This is a genomic window from Streptomyces sp. NPDC004667, assembly GCF_040609475.1.
GTDB lineage: Bacteria > Actinomycetota > Actinomycetes > Streptomycetales > Streptomycetaceae > Streptomyces.
In genome coordinates this window covers 59241-75308 of the sequence record NZ_JBEXKC010000030.1, presented here as the reverse complement: position 1 = coordinate 75308, position 16068 = coordinate 59241, and the positions used below count along the sequence as shown (strand labels likewise).

Genomic DNA, 16068 nt, shown 5'->3' with positions numbered 1-16068 from the left:
GGCCTAGCCTTTCACTCCGGTCAGGGTGACGCCTTCGACGAACGCCTTCTGGGCGAAGAAGAAGAGGACGATCACCGGGGCCATGACGAGCACGGTCGCCGCCATGGTGAGGTTCCAGTTGGTGTGGTGCGCGCCCTTGAAGGACTCCAGTCCGTAGCTGAGGGTCCAGGCGGCCGGGTTGTCGGAGGCGTAGATCTGCGGGCCGAAGTAGTCGTTCCAGGCGTAGAAGAACTGGAACAGCGCGACGGCGGCGATGCCCGGCCTGGCCATGGGCAGCACCACGCGCAGCAGGGTGCGCAGCTCGCCGCAGCCGTCGACCCGTGCGGCGTCGAGGTATTCGTCGGGGATGGTGAGCAGGAACTGGCGGAGCAGGAAGATGGAGAAGGCGTCGCCGAAGGCCATCGGAATGATCAGGGGCCACAGGGTGCCGGAGAGGTCGAGCTGCTTCGCCCAGAAGAGGTACATGGGGATGACGACCACCTGCGGCGGCAGCATCATCATGGCGATCACCAGCAGCAGCGAGAGCCGCCGGCCGCGGAAGCGGAACTTGGCGAGGGCGTAGGCGACGGGCAGCGAGGAGACCACGGTGAGCAGGGTGCCGAGGCCCGCGTACAGGAGGGTGTTGCGCCACCACGTGAGGAACCCGGGGGTGTTCCAGACCTCGGCGTAGTTGCCCCACTCCCAGGTGCGCGGCCACAGGTCGCGGGTGAGCGCCTGGTGGTCGCTCATCAGGGAGGTGAGGAAGAGGAAGACGAAGGGGAGGACGAAGAACAGGGCGGCGGCCACCGCGAGGGAGTGGACGGCGATCCAGTGCAGGACCGCCTCGCGGGTGCGCGGCCGGGCCGCCGGGGCCGGTTCGCCGGCGGGCGGCCGGGTGCGGGGGCCCTTTGCGGTCGGGTCCGTCTCGGTCAGGGTCATCTCAGTCACCGGCTCCGATCAGTCCGCCACGGCGGCGCATCAGGAGCGCGGTGAAGGCCATGGAGAGGGCGAACAGCACCAGGGCGACGACGCAGGCGGCTCCGTAGTCGAAGCGCTGGAAGCCGACGTTGTAGACGAGCTGGGGCAGGGTCAGGGTGGACTTGTCGGGGTAGCCCGGTTCGAACTGCTGGCCCGAGCCGCCGATGATCCCGGCGGCCACCTTTCCGGCGACCAGCGGCTGCGTGTAGTACTGCATGGCCTGGATGACCCCGGTGACCACGGCGAACAGCACGATCGGGGAGATGTTCGGCAGGGTGATGTGCCGGAAGCGGGCCCAGGCGCCGGCCCCGTCGAGCTCGGCGGCCTCGTACTGCTCCTTCGGTACGTCGAGCAGCGCGGCCATGAAGATCACCATCAGGTCGCCGACCCCCCACAGCGCGAGGGCGGTGAGCGCGGGTTTGGACCAGGCGGCGTCGGTGAACCAGCCGGGCGTCGGCAGCCCCAGGCCGTCGAGCAGGGTGTTGACGGGGCCGGTGCCGGGGTTGAGGAGGAAGACGAAGGCGAGGGTCGCGGCCACCGGCGGGGCCAGGTAGGGCAGGTAGAACAGGGTGCGGAAGATCCCCGCCCCGGTCTTGATCTTCGTGATGAGCAGGCCGACGCCGAGGCCGAAGACGACCCGGCAGCTCACCATGACGACCACCAGCCAGAGCGTGTTGCGCATGGCCGGCCAGAAGAGCGGATAGTCGGTGAAGACGTAGCTCCAGTTGGCCAGGCCGTTGAAGACGGGCGGGCGGAAGCCGTCGTACCGGGTGAAGGAGAAGTACACGGTGGACAGCAGCGGGTAGGCGAAGAAGACGGCGAAGCCGATCAGCCAGGGCGACATGAACGCGGCGGCGCGCAGGGCCGCCCGGCGCCGCTTGGCCCGCGGGGTGTTGGGGGCCACCGGGCTACTTCGCCTTCGCGATGTCGGTGTCGATCTGCCGGTCGGTGGCGGCGAGACCGGCCTGGAGGTCGGGCACGTCGCCCTTCTCGAACCGGTACGCGAAGTCCTGGAAGGTCAGCTGGTAGGTGCCGCCGTCCGGCTGCGCCGGGGTGGTGTTCGACTTCGGGTGCCGGGCGATGTCCATGAAGGTCTTCAGCGCGGGGGTCACCTTGAGGTCCGGGGACTCCAGCGCGGCCAGCGTGGAGGGCACGTTGTGGATGGAGTTGGCGAAGGCGACGACGGCCGCGGTGTCGGTGGTCATGTACTTCACCAGCTCCCAGGCGGCGTTCTGCTTGCGGCTCGTGGCGGAGATGCCCATGATCGTTCCGGAGAGGTAGCCCTTGCCGTAGTCGCCCACCTGGTCGTCCGGTACGGGCAGCGGGGCGGTGGCGACCTCGAAGCCGACACCGGCCTCCTCGGCCATGGCGGCACGCCATTCGCCGTCGATCTGCATGGCCACCTTGCCCTTGTTGAAGGGGTGTTCGGCGCTCCACTCGTCACCGAAGCCGGCCCGGTACCTCTCCAGCTTCTCGTAGCCGCCGAGCTTGGCCACCAGATCCTTCTGGGCGGTCAGCATCTTCGCGAAGGCCGGGTCCTTCGCGAGGTTGGAGCTGCCGTCGGCGGCGAAATAGGTGGGGCTCCACTGCGCGGCCAGGCGCATCGGGGTGGTCTCGTAGCCGTGGAAGGTGGGCATCACGCCGAGCTGGTCGTACGAGTCCCCGTCGGACTTGGTCAGGGCCTGGGCGTCCGCGACGAACTGGCTCCAGGTCTTGGGGGGTTCGGTGATCCCCGCAGCGGCGAAGGCGGTCTTGTTGTAGACGAGGCCGTAGGCGTCGTGGAGCAGCGGGAGCGTGCACTGGTTGCCCTTGAACTGCGTGTACTCCAGCAGGGTCTTGGGGAAGACCTTCGTCTTGTCGACGCCGGACTTGTCGAGGAAGGGGTTGAGGTCGGCGAAGGCGCCGGAGTTGCAGAAGTTGCCGACGCTGTCGGTGCTGAAGGAGGAGACCACGTCGGGGGCCTTGTCCCCGCCCGCGCGCAGCGCCTGGTTGACCTTGGCGTCGGTCATGTCGCCGGTGACCTCGACCTTGATGTTCGGGTGCGCCTTCTCGAACCGGGCGATGTTCTCCTCGATCGCCTTCACCTCGGCGGGCGTGGACCAGCCGTGCCAGAACTTCAGGGTGACCTCCGCCTTCGGGTCGTCCGAGGCGGTGCCGGCGCTCTGGCCCGTACAGGAGGTGGCGAGTACGGAGAGGGCGGCCAGGGCGGTGGCCGCGGTGGTCAGGCGTCGTCCGGTTCTGGGCATGACGGTGCTCGCTCTCTGGGGGAGGAACTTCCGGTGGGAGGTGCCGGTGCTGGGGTTGAGGGGCGCTGGGGTGGGGGCGGGGTCAGCGGGAGGTGTCGAAGACTTCCTCGCGGGCGGCGGCCAGGGCGCTCTCCAGCGCGCCGCGCAGGACGGGCCGTTCGTGCACCTCGCCGGCGACCAGCCGGGGCCGGGAGGGGGCGAGTTCGGCGAGCTCGTCCCGCAGGAGGGTGCGCAGGGGGTCGCCGCCCGCGCTGATCGCGGCCCCGGACAGGACCACGAGCTCCGGGTCGAGGACGGCGACCAGCGAGGCGAGTCCGGTGGCGAGGACGGTGGCGTAGGACCGCAGGAAGTCCAGGTGGGGCCCCTCGGGTTCGGCGGCGGCCCGCCGCAGCAGGGCCACCGCGGCGGCCACCTGGGGCCCCGGCGCGGCGGTCCCGGTCTCCGTACCGGTCCCGGTTTCCGTGCCGGTCTCCGCGGGGACCTCGACGCCGTGTTCGCGGGCGAGCCGGGGCAGTACCTGGGCGCCGGCCAGCTCCTGGTAGCCGCCGGAATTGACCCGGGTGACCTGCCGGACCAGGGGGTGTCCGGGGACGGGCAGGAACCCGACCTCGCCGGCGCCGCCGGTCCAGCCGCGGTGCAGCCGGCCGCCGAGCACCAGGGCGGCGCCGAGGCCCTCCTCGTTCCAGAGCAGGACGAAGTCCTCGTGGCCGCGGGCCGCGCCGAGGCGCTGCTCGGCGATGGCGGCGAGGTTCACGTCGTTCTCGTACTCGACCGGCACGGGCAGGGCCGCGGCCAGTTCGTCGAGCAGGGTGGGGGAGTGCCAGCCGGGGAGGTGGCTGGCGTAGCGCAGCCGGCCGGTCTGCGGGTCGAAGGCGCCCGGGGTGGCGATGACGATGCGGTGCAGGTCGTCGCGGTGGAGTCCGGCGGCCGCGACGGCTCCGTCGAGGGCCGCGGTGACCTGTGCGACGGCTTCGGCGCCCTCGGCGTAGGGCAGCTCGAAGCAGCCGACGACGGTGCCGCTCAGATCGGCGACGGCCGCGACCACCCCCTCGGGGGTCACGTCGAGCCCGCCGACGTGGGCGGCGCGCGCGTTGAGGGTGTAGAGCTGGGCGTTCGGCCCGGGGCGGCCACCGTCGGTGCCGGTGGCCACGACCAGCCCGGCGGCCTCCAGGCGGGCGAGCAACTGCGAGGCGGTGGGCTTGGAGAGGCCGGTCAGGTGCCCGATCCGGGTCCGGGAGAGCGGGCCGTGCGTCAGCAGCAGCTCCAGGGCGGCGCGGTCGTTCATGGCGCGCAGCAGGCTGGGGGTTCCGGGTGTGGCGGCGGGCATGGGGCTGGGTCTCCCTCACCGAGGTGAACTGTTAGGTAAGTTTCCTATTGGCGTCCGAGCCGTGTCAATGGCGGTGCCGGGCACGGTGTCCACGGTGGCGCCGCGGCCGCGGCCAGGGCCGGGGCCGGTGTCGTGCGCGGAAGCGGTGCGCGGACACCGCTGCCGACGCCGCTGCCCCGTCGGTGGCGACCGGCGGGGCAGCGGGTGGAGCGTGAAGGGCGTGCGGGACTACTTGGAGATCCGGGGGCTGCCGGGCGAGGCCGGCGCCGGGATCGGGTTGGTGGCCATGGACTGCGGGGAGGACGGGTTGGCCAGCGCCGAGGGCGGGGCGACGGAGGCGGCCGGGTCCGGGGTCTCCTCCGGCTCGGAGGGGTCCGGCAGACCGCCGATGATCCGGATGCCCGCGGCGTCGAAGGCCTCCTTGATCCGCCAGCGCAGCTCCCGCTCCACGGCGAACTGCTGGCCCGGCATGGTCTTCGCCGACACCTTCACCGTCATGGAGGCCAGCAGCACCTCGTCCAGGCCCAGCACCTCCACCGGCCCCCACAGGCGCTCGTCCCACGGGGACTCCTTCGCCAGCGAGTCCGCGACCTCCTGGACCACCCGGCGGATGTGCGCGAGGTTCTCCGTCGGCTTGACCTGCACGGCCACACCGGCGGTGGCCCAGCCCTGGCTGAGGTTGCCGATCCGCTTGATCTCGCCGTTGCGGACGTACCAGATCTCACCGTTGTCGCCGCGCAGCTTCGTCACGCGCAGTCCGACCTCGATCACCTCGCCGGAGGCCACCCCGGCGTCGATCTTGTCACCGACGCCGTACTGGTCCTCCATGATCATGAACACGCCGGAGAGGAAGTCCGTCACCAGGTTGCGGGCACCGAAACCGATCGCGACACCCGCCACACCGGCACTCGCCAGCAGCGGGGCCAGGTCGATCTTCAGGGCGGCCAGCACCATCAGCGCCGCCGTGCCCAGGATCAGGAACGAGGCCACCGACCGCAGCACCGAACCGATCGCCTCGGACCGCTGGCGCCGCCGCTCGGCATTGACCAGCAGTCCGCCCAGCGCGGTGCCCTCGACGGCCTCGGCACTGGTGTTCATCCGGCTTATGAGCTTGGTCAGGGCCTTGCGGACCACAGAACGCAGCAGCGCCGCTATCACGACGATCAGCAGGATGCGCAGGCCGATGCTCAGCCAGGTGGCCCAGTTCTCCTCGATGAAGCTGGCGGCGTTGGTCACGCTCTCGGCTGCGTCGTCGGTGGTGTTCGCTGCCAACGGGAGCAGGGTGGCGGGCGAGGGCACGGCGGGGAACCTCCAGGCATAGCGGTCTGCCCGCGGGACGTGGGTGCGGGACAGACCAACCACACTAACGGGGCACGGGCCCGACCCCGTTGCCGTGTTCGAGGGAGAGGCGCGACTCGCCGGGGGATGACAGGGGGTGTGGTCGAAAACACCTCGGACCCGTTACGGGCGCGTGGTGGCGCTTCGACCAGCCGTAAGGGGAGACTGGAGAGCAGATCGTCCCGGCGCGAGCCACGCGCCGCCGGCGTACAAGGAGGCAGTCCGTGCCGCACGTCCTGGTCCTCAACGCGTCGTACGAGCCCCTCGGCGTCGTACCGCTCCGCCGCGCGCTCGTCCTCGTCCTGGAGAACAAAGCGGTCTCCCTGGAAGAATCGGGCGCCTTTCTGCACAGCGCGACGAGAGCCGTCCCCGCTCCCAGCGTGGTCCGGCTCAAGCGCTTCGTGCGGGTCCCCTACCGGGGGCCCGTTCCACTCACCCGCCGCGCGCTCTTCGCCCGCGACGGTGGCCGCTGCATGTACTGCGGGGCCGTCGCCACCAGCGTCGACCACGTCATCCCGCGCAGCCGGGGCGGCCAGCACGTCTGGGACAACGTCGTCGCCGCGTGCCGCCGCTGCAACCACGTCAAGGCAGACCGGCACCTGCTGGAGCTCGGCTGGCGGCTGCGCCACCAGCCCGCCCCGCCGTCCGGCCTGGCCTGGCGGATCATCGGAACGGGCCACCGGGATCCCCGTTGGATGCCGTACCTCCAGCCGTACGGGGCGGACGACGCGCTGGAACGCATCGGGGTCGCCGCGTCATAGGGGCGCGGACCCGGCTACGGGACCACCGAGAAGGCCGAGGCCGACCAGAGGCTGCAGCCGAAGCGGGTCGCCCGGCGGTCGCAGGTGACGCGGACGAACCGGGTGTCCGGAGCGTCCAGCCGGACGGTGTCCACACCGCCCCGCGAGGTCACCGCGACGGCCGGGCGCCAGCTCGTGCCGTCGGCGGACGTCTCGACCCGGTAGGCGGAGGGGTACGCCTCCTGCCAGTGCAGGCGCAGCAGCCCGATCCGGGCCGGTGCCGCCAGTTCCGCCCGCCACCAGGCGCCGTCCACCGCCGGCGAGGACCACCGGGTGGCGTCCGAGCCGTCCACCACCGCCGACGCCGGGAAGCGCGGGTCCTCGTCCGCCGAGGAGGAGGCCCGCGCGCCGCGCAGCAGGTCCGGGCCACCGGTGCGCGGCACGGCCCGCACGGTCAGGGTGCGCGTCTCCCCGGCGAAGGCCACCGGGACGGTGTAGGTCCCGGCCGGGGTGCCCGCCGGCACCGTCACCTCCAGCGGGACGGACACCCGCGTGCCGCGCGGCACCACCACCTCCCCCGGCGCCCTGACGGCCACCCCGGCCGGCGGGGCCGCCGTGAACGGGCCGCGCACCTCGCCCGGCCCCAGGGCCGACAACTGCGCGGTCACCGTCCGCGGGCCGCCACCGATCTCCACGTCGGCCGGCGCCCCGTCGGCCAGGTCCAGCCGGACCCGCGGCCCGTCCGCGAACCACGGCACCACCGCGTGGACCACCGGGTCGGCGCCCGTCCACGACAGCCGCACGGCGTCGGCGCGCACCCCGGCCGCGTCGGCCTGGGTCCACCCGGAGACGGTCGCCTCGCCGATCCGGCGCCAGCCCTCGCCCGGTACCCGCACCTCCACCACCGCGCCCCGCGCGTCGGCGGCCGGCGGGTCGGTCATGACGGTGACCGCGGACAGCGGGCGCGCGGAGTCCAGCCGGACCGTCCAGGAGCCGGGAGCGTGCTCCACGGTGCCCTCCCGACGGTCCGCGCCCGTCCAGCCGTCGGACTCCTCGGCCGCCCGCTTCAGGAAGGGGTCCAGCACGGAGGTGTCCACCTTGGCCCCGCCCTTCTCGGCCAGGGCCCGCCGTGCCGCGTCCAGTTCCCGCGAGGCCTGCCAGGCGGCGGCCCCGTCGCCGCGGGCCTCGGCCCGCAGCAGGTCCACGGCCAGCTCGCCCGCGGCCCCGTAGCGCGAGAGCCGCTCCAGCCAGGGGCCCGCCTCGGCGGCGTACGAGGGCAGCCGGGCCGGGGCCTCCCGCAGCACGGTGAAGGCCGCCCGCAGCCGCTCGCCCGCCTTGGGGTCGCCGGCCGCGCGGGCCCGCCAGAACTCCTCCACCAGCGGCTTCAGGTACGCGGACTCCTCCAGCTTGAGCCCCGAGGAGGCGGTGTTGCCGGCCAGGGCGGCCAGCGCCTCGCGGGTGCGCCGGTCGGGGCCCGCCAGTTCGTGCACGGCCGCGGCCCAGGACTCCCCGGCCCGGTAGCCGCGCGGGTTCCAGGCGTAGTCCGCCGCCGTGAACAGCGGGATCCGCGACAGGGTGCCCTGTTCCATGGCGTTGGCCAGCACCCCGGCCGAACCCGAGGCCACCGCCGGATCGCGGCCCGCGTAGGGGCCGAGGAAGATGCGGCCCGGGTCCCAGTCGTTGACCGGGTAGTTGTCCATGGTGACCAGCGGGTGCCCGAGCGCGGACCGGGCTCCGGCCAGCTCCTTGCCCGTGATGGTGCGCGGCACCACGCCCACGCCCGTCCAGGCCACCTCCACCCGGGGGTCCAGCGCGCCGGCCAGCGCCGTCCGGTAGGTGGTGGCGCCGTCCTGGAAGTACTCGGTCGGCAGCAGCGACAGCGGTGCGGCCCCCGGGTGCCGGGCGGCGAGGTGCGCCGCCAGTTCGCCCGTGACCTCCGCGTGCGCCTTCGCCGCCGCCGCGGGACCCGTGCCGTACCGGACCCGGTCGGCCCGGCAGCCCCACTCCGTGTAGCTGACGTCCTGGAACTGCAGCTGGAAGGCCCGGAAGCCCAGCTCCCACATGGCGTCCACCTTGCGCAGCAGTGCCGCCCGCTCGTCCGCCGAGGCCAGGCACATCGACTGCCCCGGGGACACCGCCCAGCCGAGGACCACCCGGTTGGCGCGGGCCCGCTCCGCCAGCGCCCGGAACTCCTCCTGCCGCTCCGGCGGGTAGGGGTCGCGCCAGCCCGTCGTGCGGTACGGGTCGTCACCGGGGGCCAGCAGCAGGCGGTTCTGCTTGGTGCGGCCCAGGAAGTCGAGCTGGGCGAGGCGCTGCTCCCGCGACCAGGGCTGCCCGTAGAACCCCTCGGTGACCCCGCGCACGGGGGCGATCGGCCAGTCGCGCACCAGCATCCCGGGCACCTTCCCGGGCCCGGCCGCCAGCAGTTGACGCAGCGTCTGCGCGGCGTGGAACAGCCCGTCCTCGCCCACCCCGGCCAGCGCGACCGTGTCCCGGCCGCCGGTGCGGCCGACCGCCAGCCGGTATCCGCCGTCGGGCAGGTCGCCGGCCGCGGCCGCGCCGAGGGAGCGCAGCGCGGCCTCGGCGTCGGGGCCCTGGAGCCGTACGACGAGGGCCCGTTCGGGCAGCGCGGCCCCGGGGGTCCGCTCGTGCAGGGTCCGCACGCCGGCCCCGCGCAGGGCGGTGCGCACCACCTCGGCGGCGTACGGGTCCACGTCGTGCGGCGCTACCAGCACGGCCTCCGCGCCCACCGGCAGCTCCCGCCCCGGATCGGCGACCGCCGACTGCGGCCGGGGCCACACGGCGGGCCCCTCGGCGGCGGTTCGCGGGGGATCGGAGCCCGGGTCGAGCAACGGTACGGGGACCGCGGCGGAAGCGGCGGCCGCACCGCCGTCGGGGCGCGGAGTACCGGAGGTCTTCGGCGTGGCGGTGATGCCCTGCGGGGTCGCGGCGACCGCCCCGCCCAGCAGGCTCCCCATGACGGCGACCGCCGCCGCGGTGCTCCGCTTCCTGCCCCTGAGCTGCACGGAGCCTCCCCGTCCCGAGTCGTCCCCCGCTCGTACGAACGAGCCAGAGCCCACCACCCGTGTGGCTGAAGTGTCAATCGGGGTGGGTGATCTGACCTGGATCCGCCAGGAATGCGATGCCTCCGACTGGGTATGGCTGCGGTGTTCACCGGGGGTGTTGCATGGGCGCGTCCGACGGACCCGCACGAAGGAGTGCTCCCATGAACGCCCGAACCGCCGCCCGAACCGCCGCCCGAACCGCCGTCCGCACCACCGCCCGTGCCCACGCCCCGCTCGCCCACCTGCCCGCCCCGTCGGGGCCGGCCGAGGGCCCCCTCACCAGCGAGCCCCCGCTGGCCGGCTCCGCGTACGCGCCGCTGACCAGCGAACCCCCGTTGCTGGAGGAGGCCCCGCTCACGAGCGAGCCGACCACCCCCGCACCGTCCGCCGCGGGCCTCTAGGGCACCGGGCGGACCGCCCCACCCCACGACAAGGGAGTTCCATGGACGACCTCGCCCGGCTCGCGGCCCTGCACGGCGTCGCCACCCGCTACCAGCCCGCCGAGGACGTCACCGTCGACGTTCCCGAGGCCACGGTCCGGGCCGTCCTCGCTCTGATCGGGGTACCGCTCGACACGGCCGGGGACGTCGGGGCCCTGGCCGACTCCGCCGAGCGGGAGCGGGCCGCGCGGCTGCTGCCGGCGACCGTGGTGCAGTGGCGCGGGGAGGGCGTCCCGCAGGCCCTGGCCGAACTGCCGCCCGGGACCCGGCTGCGGGTGGCTCCGGAGGACGGGGCGCCGGAGCGGGACTGGGCCGCGGAGCTGCCCCTCGGGGTGCACCGGCTCACCGCCGAGGCCCCCGACGGGCGCACCGCCGGGGCCACCCTGATCGTGGCCCCGGACCGGGCGCCGGCCACCCCGGGCCGGGCCCACGGGCTCCTGGTCCAGCTGTACTCGCTGCTCTCGGAGCGCTCCTGGGGCATGGGCGACCTCGGGGACCTGGCGGAGCTGGCCCGCTGGGCGGCCCGCACCCACGGCGCCGGGTTCGTCCAGGTCAACCCGGTGCACGCGGCCGTTCCCGGTACGCCGACCGACCCCTCCCCGTACCGGCCAGCCTCGCGCCGCTTCCCCGACCCGGTGTACCTGCGGGTCGAGGACGTCCCCGAGTACGCGCACTGCCCGCAGCGGGCCGCCCTCGACGAACTGGCCTCCCGGGGCGGGCGGCTGCGCCGGGAGGTGCTGGAGAAGGGCGCCCTGATCGACCGGGACGCCGTCTGGGACCTCAAGCGCGCCGCCCTGGAACTGCTGTACGCCGTACCGCGTTCCCCCGTACGGCAGGCCGCCTACGAGGAGTTCCGCGCCGGGCAGGGCGCCCCGCTGGAGCGGCACGCCGCCTGGTGCGCGGCGGCCGCGGGGGAGGATCCGGCGGAGCGCGCCGACTTCCACGCCTGGCTGGTGTGGCTGACGGACGAGCAGCTCACGACCGCCCAGCGGGCCGCCCGGGAGGCCGGGATGGCGGTCGGGATCGTGCACGACCTCGCGGTGGGGGTGCACCCCGAGGGCTCCGACGCCCGGACCGGGCCCTTCCACGCCCGCCGCGTCTCGGTGGGCGCCCCGCCGGACGCCTTCAACGCGCGGGGCCAGGACTGGGGGCTGCCGCCCTGGCGGCCCGACGCCCTGGAGGAGTCCGCGTACGCGCCCTTCCGGGAGCTGCTGCGCGGGGTGTTCCGCTACGCGGGCGCGGTGCGCGTCGACCACGTCATGGGCCTGTTCCGGCTCTGGTGGATCCCCGAGGGGGCCCCGCCCGCCGAGGGCACGTACGTCTCCTACGACGGCGAGGCGATGCTGGCCGTCCTGGTGCTGGAGGCCCACCGGGCCGGGGCGCCGGTGGTCGGGGAGGACCTGGGGACGGTGGAGCCGCGGGTGCGGCGGGAGCTGGCCCGGCGCGGGATCCTGGGCACCTCCGTGCTGTGGTTCGAGCGGGACTGGTCCGGCGGCGGCGATCCGCTGCCGCCCGGGGCCTGGCGGGAGGACTGCCTGGCCACCGCCACCACCCACGACCTGCCGCCGAGCGCCGCGAAACTGGCCGGGGCGCACGTCGAACTGCGCGACCGGCTGGGCCTGCTGACCCGCCCGCCGGAGCGGGAGCGGGCCGAGGACGCCGCCGACACGGCGCAGTGGCTGCGGGTGCTGGACGGGCTCGGGCTGGAGACCAAGGGCGAAGAGGCCGCCGTGCAGGCCCTGTACGCCTTCCTGCTGCGCACGCCCGCCCGGCTGGTCGGCGTGTGGCTGCCGGACGCGGTGGGGGACCGGCGGCCGCAGAACCTGCCGGGCACCTGGGACCAGTACCCGAACTGGCGGCTGCCGGTCGCGGACGAGACGGGCCGGCCGCTGACCCTGGAGGCACTGACGGCCTCGCCCCGGGCGAACGCCCTGCTGAGCGCGGTGCGGGAGGGGGCGCAGACCCGTACGGCACCCCCGGGCGCGCGCCCGCTTTAGGTGTTCGCTACTTTGGCACCGTGGACAAGAAGAACGCTCTGCGCGCCGGCGCCGTCACGGCCGGATCGACGCTGATGATGCTGCTGATGACGTCTCCCGCCCTCGCGCTCACCCGCGACGACGGCGACGACCCGGGTCCGGGCCTGAGCATTGGCGAGACCATCGGCCTCTACGTGGCCCTGCCGATCGTGCTGTTCCTGGTCATCGCGGGTCTCGTGATGGTCACCGACAAGTCGCGCAAGCAGCAGTAACACCAGAACGGACGTGGGGCGGCCCGACGGGGCGGCGCCACTCCTGAAGACTTCCGGGGCGCCGGAGGTCCGCCCGCCCGGCTCCGGCCGTGGACGGTGGACCTCCGGCGCCCCGTCGCGTCCGCGGCCGTTCCCGGTGGCTAGGGGACGTCGGCCAGCAGCTTGCGCAGCAGTCCCGTCAGGGCGTCGATCTCCGCCGGGTCGAACCCCTTGAGGGCGGCGGCCTGCGTCTCCAGGCCGGCCCCGACGGCCTCGTCGATGAGCGCGAGTCCGCGCTCGGTGATGGTGACCTGGAGGCCGCGGCGGTCGTGCGGGTCCGGGCTGCGGGTGAGCAGTCCGGCCTTCTCCAGCTTGTCCAGGCGCCCGGTCATGCCGCCGGTGGTGAGCATGAGCGTGGCCGACAGCTGGCGGGGCGAGAGCGTGTAGGGGGCCCCGGAGCGCCGCAGCGTGGCGACGACGTCGAACTCCCCGGTGGAGATCCCGTAGCGGTTGTAGACCCGCTCCATCGCGTCGCCCATGGCTCTGGCGATCCGGTAGATCCGGCCGAAGACGCCCATGGGGGCGGTTTCCAGGTCCGGTCGTACCGCGAACCACTGTGCGGTGATCGCGTCGACGGCGTCCTTGCTGGTTGCTTCTTCCCTGATGACCTGGTTCATGTCCGAAGTATCCAAGTTCCGCTTCCTCGTCCGCAAGAAACCAGCTTGCAGAAAACTAGCTTAGTAGTAAGCTACTTACGAGCGATCTAGTTGGGGGGCAGCGGGCTCCCGGTCGCCACTGCCGAGGAGTCGCCGTGAACCGCGTCGCCACCATCGCACTGACCGCGCTGGCCCCCATCTCCTGGGGCTCCACCTACGCCGTCGCCAGCGAACTACTGCCGCCCGACCGGCCGCTCTTCACCGGGGCCATGCGCGCCCTGCCCGCCGGACTCCTGCTGGTGGCCCTCTCCCGGAGCCTCCCGAAGGGCGCCTGGTGGTGGAAGTCCGCCGTCCTCGGCACCCTGAACATCGGGGCCTTCTTCCCCCTCCTCTTCCTCGCCGCCTACCGGTTGCCCGGCGGCGTCGCCGCCGTACTGGGCTCCGCGGGACCGCTGTTCGTCGTCGGCCTCGCGGCCCTCGTCCTGGGGGAGCGGGCCAGGCTGCGCACCGTGCTCGCCGCCGTGGTCGCCGCGTTCGGCGTGAGCATGGTGGTGCTGACCGCCGAGGCGAAGCTCGACCTCATCGGCGTCGTCGCCGGCATCGTCTCCTCCGCCTCCATGGGCGCGGGCACCGTGATGACCAAGCGCTGGGGACGCCCCGAGGGCGTCGGCCCGCTGGCCGTGACCGGCTGGCAGCTCACCGCGGGCGGACTCGTCATCATCCCCATCGCCGCCCTCGTCGAAGGGGCCCCGCCCGCCCTCGACGGCAAGGCCTTCCTCGGCTACGGCTACATGATGCTGATCAACACCGGAGCCGCCTACGTCCTCTGGTTCCGCGGCATCGGAAAGCTCTCCGCCACCTCCGTCACCCTGCTCGGCCCGCTCTCCCCGCTCACCGCCGCCGTCATCGGCTGGGCCGCGCTGGGCCAGGCGCTGACCCCGGTCCAGCTGGTGGGCATGGCGATCGCCTTCGGAGCCACCGTCTTCGGGCAGCTCCCGGGCCGTGCCGAGCGCGCCGACCGCGCTCCCGGAGCCCCCGCGGCCCCGGCTCCCAGGGAACCGTTCAGTTCTCCTGAAGCAACCGATCGAAATGTTTCGATGGACCTGAGCAATGCGGAGGTGCGACGGTAGGGCGCATCCAGACCAGCTCCAGAACCGAGGGGGAGACACCCAGGTGGCCGTCACGGACCGCGCCCGAACCGTTTCACAGGAACAGCAGCAGTCCGACGGCGGACGCGGGAAGAAGGGGGCCGCCGGGGTCGGCGTCCTCCTCGCCCTGCTCGCGACGGTCGTCTGGTCCGGCAGTTTCGTGGCCACCCGGGGCATGGCCGGGTCCGTCCCGCCCGTCCAGGCCGTCTTCTGGCGCTGGATCATCGCCGCCCTCGCGGTCGCCCCCTTCGCGGCCCGGCAGGCCTGGCAGCAGCGGGCCCTGATCCGCGAGCACCTCGGCTACGTCAGCCTCGCCACCCTCTTCGGCGTCACCCTCTACAACACCCTCGTCCACCAGGCCGGACTGACCACCTCCGCCTCCAACATGGGCATGATCATGGCCGCTTCGCCGGTCATCATGGCCCTCTACGCCCGACTCGGCGGCGAACGGCTCGGCGTCCGGCGGACCTTCGGGATGATGCTCGCGGCCTTCGGGGTCCTGCTCCTCGTCGGAGACGGCTCGCTCGGCTTCGACTTCACCGCCGGTGACCTGTGGATGTTCGCCGCCGCGCTCTCCTTCGCCACCTACAGCGCGCTCCTCAAGCGCAAGCCCGCCGAGATCGGCGGACTCGCCTTCCTGATCACCACCTTCGTGCTCGGCGCGCTGATGCTCGCCCCCGCCTACGCCGTCTCCCTCCACCTGCAGGGCGGGTTCGAGGTCACCGCCGGGACGGTCGGACCGCTGCTCTACGTCGGCGTGTTCTCCTCCGCCGTGGCCTTCTTCGCCTGGAACAAGGCCATCTCGATCATCGGCGCCGCCCGGGCCGGAGTCGTCTATTACCTCCAGCCGGTCTGCGTGGCGGGCCTGGGCCTGCTGCTCCTCGGCGAGCGCACCGGCCCGGCCGAACTGCTCAGCATGGCGGCGATCCTCGGCGGAGTCGGGCTGGCGAGTGTCGCCCGGAGGTAGGTTCGGGGGCGTGATCGAGTGGGACATCAAGAAGCTGCGGATCCTGCGGACCCTGGCCCACCGGGGGACCGTCACCGCGACGGCCGAGGCGCTGCACATGACGCCCTCGGCCGTTTCGCAGCAGCTGACCAACCTCGCCCGGCAGCTGGGGGTCCCGCTGCTGGAGGCGCAGGGGCGCCGGGTCCGGCTCACGGACGCCGCCCACCTGGTGCTGCGTCACACCGAGGACGTCTTCGCCCAGCTGGAGCGGGCCGACGCCGAACTCGCCGGGTACCTCGCCGGGGAGGCCGGAGAGGTGCGGATCGGCGCCTTCTCGACCGCCGTACCGGTGCTCGTCGTCCCCGCCGTCGCGGCCCTGCGGCGCAGCCATCCCGGCATCGAGGTCCGGATCCGGGAGACCGAGGCCGCCGAGTCCTACGAACTCCTCTCCGCCGGGGTCGTCGACCTCGCGCTGTCCCTCGCCGCCCACGCCCCGGGTGCCCGGGACCCCCGCTTCACCCGGGTCACCCTGCTGGAGGACCCCCTGGACGTCGCGCTGCCGCCCGGCCATCCGCTGGCCGCGGCGCGGGGCCTGCGGCTGGCCGACCTGGCCGGGGAGCGGTGGATCTACGGGGGCAGCGGGCCCTGGTCGGAGATCACCCGCAGTGCGTGCGAGGCGGCGGGGTTCGTGCCGGAGCAGGCGCACTCGGCGTCCGGGTGGACGGCGATCCTGGCGATGGTGGAGGCGGGGATGGGGGTCGCGCTCGTACCGCGGATGGTGTCGGGGCGGGCGGAGGGGGTCGCGGTGCGGGTCCTGCACCAGGACCGGCCCACGCGGCACGTGATCGCCGCCCTGCGGCGGGGCTCGGAATCGGCCCCCGCCCTGGCCCGCGTCCTGACGGCCCTCCAGACCGCGGCCGCCTGACCCGCGCAGCGGCCCCGCCCACCCCCGGAGGGGCGGGCGGGGCCGGAGGCGTC

14 protein-coding genes are annotated in these 16068 nt (G+C 73.7%); 7 read left to right on the top strand and 7 right to left on the bottom strand.

What is annotated here, in order from left to right; translation table 11 throughout:
* Positions 1-3: 3 nt before the first annotated feature.
* The 5 genes from ABZW32_RS18985 to ABZW32_RS18965 form a co-directional block, all read right to left on the bottom strand.
* On the bottom strand, positions 4-927 hold the full coding sequence (locus ABZW32_RS18985; RefSeq protein WP_356217310.1) for a carbohydrate ABC transporter permease: 924 nt from the start codon (positions 925-927) through the stop codon (positions 4-6).
* Positions 920-1861 carry a sugar ABC transporter permease gene (locus tag ABZW32_RS18980; protein ID WP_356217308.1) on the bottom strand — a complete coding sequence of 314 codons (942 nt, stop codon included), beginning with the start codon at positions 1859-1861 and terminating at the stop codon, positions 920-922. Before ABZW32_RS18980 ends, ABZW32_RS18985 begins: the two co-directional genes overlap by 8 nt.
* Before the next feature lie 4 nt (positions 1862-1865).
* A complete protein-coding gene (locus ABZW32_RS18975) occupies positions 1866-3203 on the bottom strand; it encodes an ABC transporter substrate-binding protein (RefSeq protein WP_356217306.1) in 1338 nt (445 codons plus the stop codon).
* A gap of 82 nt (positions 3204-3285) precedes the next feature.
* The gene (locus ABZW32_RS18970) at positions 3286-4530 is read right to left on the bottom strand and encodes an ROK family transcriptional regulator (RefSeq protein WP_356217304.1); all 1245 of its coding nucleotides are present in this window, start codon (positions 4528-4530) and stop codon (positions 3286-3288) included.
* Positions 4531-4758: 228 nt separating this feature from the next.
* Positions 4759-5802, bottom strand: coding sequence for a mechanosensitive ion channel family protein (locus tag ABZW32_RS18965; protein WP_356217303.1), 1044 nt, complete (start codon positions 5800-5802; stop codon positions 4759-4761).
* A gap of 290 nt (positions 5803-6092) precedes the next feature.
* Here ABZW32_RS18965 and ABZW32_RS18960 point away from each other — a divergent pair, with 290 nt between their 5' ends.
* The gene (locus ABZW32_RS18960; RefSeq protein WP_266839061.1) at positions 6093-6629 is read left to right on the top strand and encodes an HNH endonuclease; all 537 of its coding nucleotides are present in this window, start codon (positions 6093-6095) and stop codon (positions 6627-6629) included.
* 14 nt (positions 6630-6643) lie between these two features.
* Here the strand turns inward: ABZW32_RS18960 and ABZW32_RS18955 are convergent, their stop codons facing one another.
* Positions 6644-9634, bottom strand: coding sequence for a beta-N-acetylglucosaminidase domain-containing protein (locus tag ABZW32_RS18955; protein WP_356217301.1), 2991 nt, complete (start codon positions 9632-9634; stop codon positions 6644-6646).
* Positions 9635-9834: 200 nt separating this feature from the next.
* On the opposite strand from ABZW32_RS18955, the gene ABZW32_RS18950 reads away from it, so the two are divergent.
* Genes ABZW32_RS18950 through ABZW32_RS18940 form a run of 3 tightly spaced genes read left to right on the top strand, consistent with a single transcriptional unit; the run spans position 9835 to position 12361 of the window.
* Positions 9835-10074 carry a hypothetical protein gene (locus ABZW32_RS18950; RefSeq protein WP_356217299.1) on the top strand — a complete coding sequence of 80 codons (240 nt, stop codon included), beginning with the start codon at positions 9835-9837 and terminating at the stop codon, positions 10072-10074.
* A 41-nt stretch (positions 10075-10115) separates the two neighbouring features.
* On the top strand, positions 10116-12110 hold the full coding sequence (locus tag ABZW32_RS18945) for a 4-alpha-glucanotransferase (RefSeq protein WP_356217297.1): 1995 nt from the start codon (positions 10116-10118) through the stop codon (positions 12108-12110).
* A gap of 20 nt (positions 12111-12130) precedes the next feature.
* Positions 12131-12361: a hypothetical protein gene (locus ABZW32_RS18940; protein ID WP_030229592.1), complete on the top strand. Its 231-nt coding sequence runs from the start codon at positions 12131-12133 to the stop codon at positions 12359-12361.
* A gap of 140 nt (positions 12362-12501) precedes the next feature.
* Here ABZW32_RS18940 and ABZW32_RS18935 read toward each other — a convergent pair whose 3' ends face one another.
* Positions 12502-13017 carry a MarR family transcriptional regulator gene (locus ABZW32_RS18935; RefSeq protein WP_356217295.1) on the bottom strand — a complete coding sequence of 172 codons (516 nt, stop codon included), beginning with the start codon at positions 13015-13017 and terminating at the stop codon, positions 12502-12504.
* Between the two features lie 134 nt (positions 13018-13151).
* Between ABZW32_RS18935 and ABZW32_RS18930 the strand changes: the two genes are divergently transcribed.
* The 3 genes from ABZW32_RS18930 to ABZW32_RS18920 are packed head-to-tail and all read left to right on the top strand — an operon-like array spanning position 13152 to position 16015.
* Entirely contained in the window at positions 13152-14126 is a 975-nt protein-coding gene (locus tag ABZW32_RS18930) for an EamA family transporter (RefSeq protein ID WP_356217293.1), read from the top strand.
* Between the two features lie 43 nt (positions 14127-14169).
* A complete protein-coding gene (locus ABZW32_RS18925; protein WP_356217291.1) occupies positions 14170-15111 on the top strand; it encodes a DMT family transporter in 942 nt (313 codons plus the stop codon).
* Positions 15112-15121: 10 nt separating this feature from the next.
* Positions 15122-16015, top strand: a complete 894-nt coding sequence (locus ABZW32_RS18920; protein ID WP_356217289.1) for a LysR family transcriptional regulator — start codon at positions 15122-15124, stop codon at positions 16013-16015.
* Positions 16016-16068: the final 53 nt, after the last annotated feature.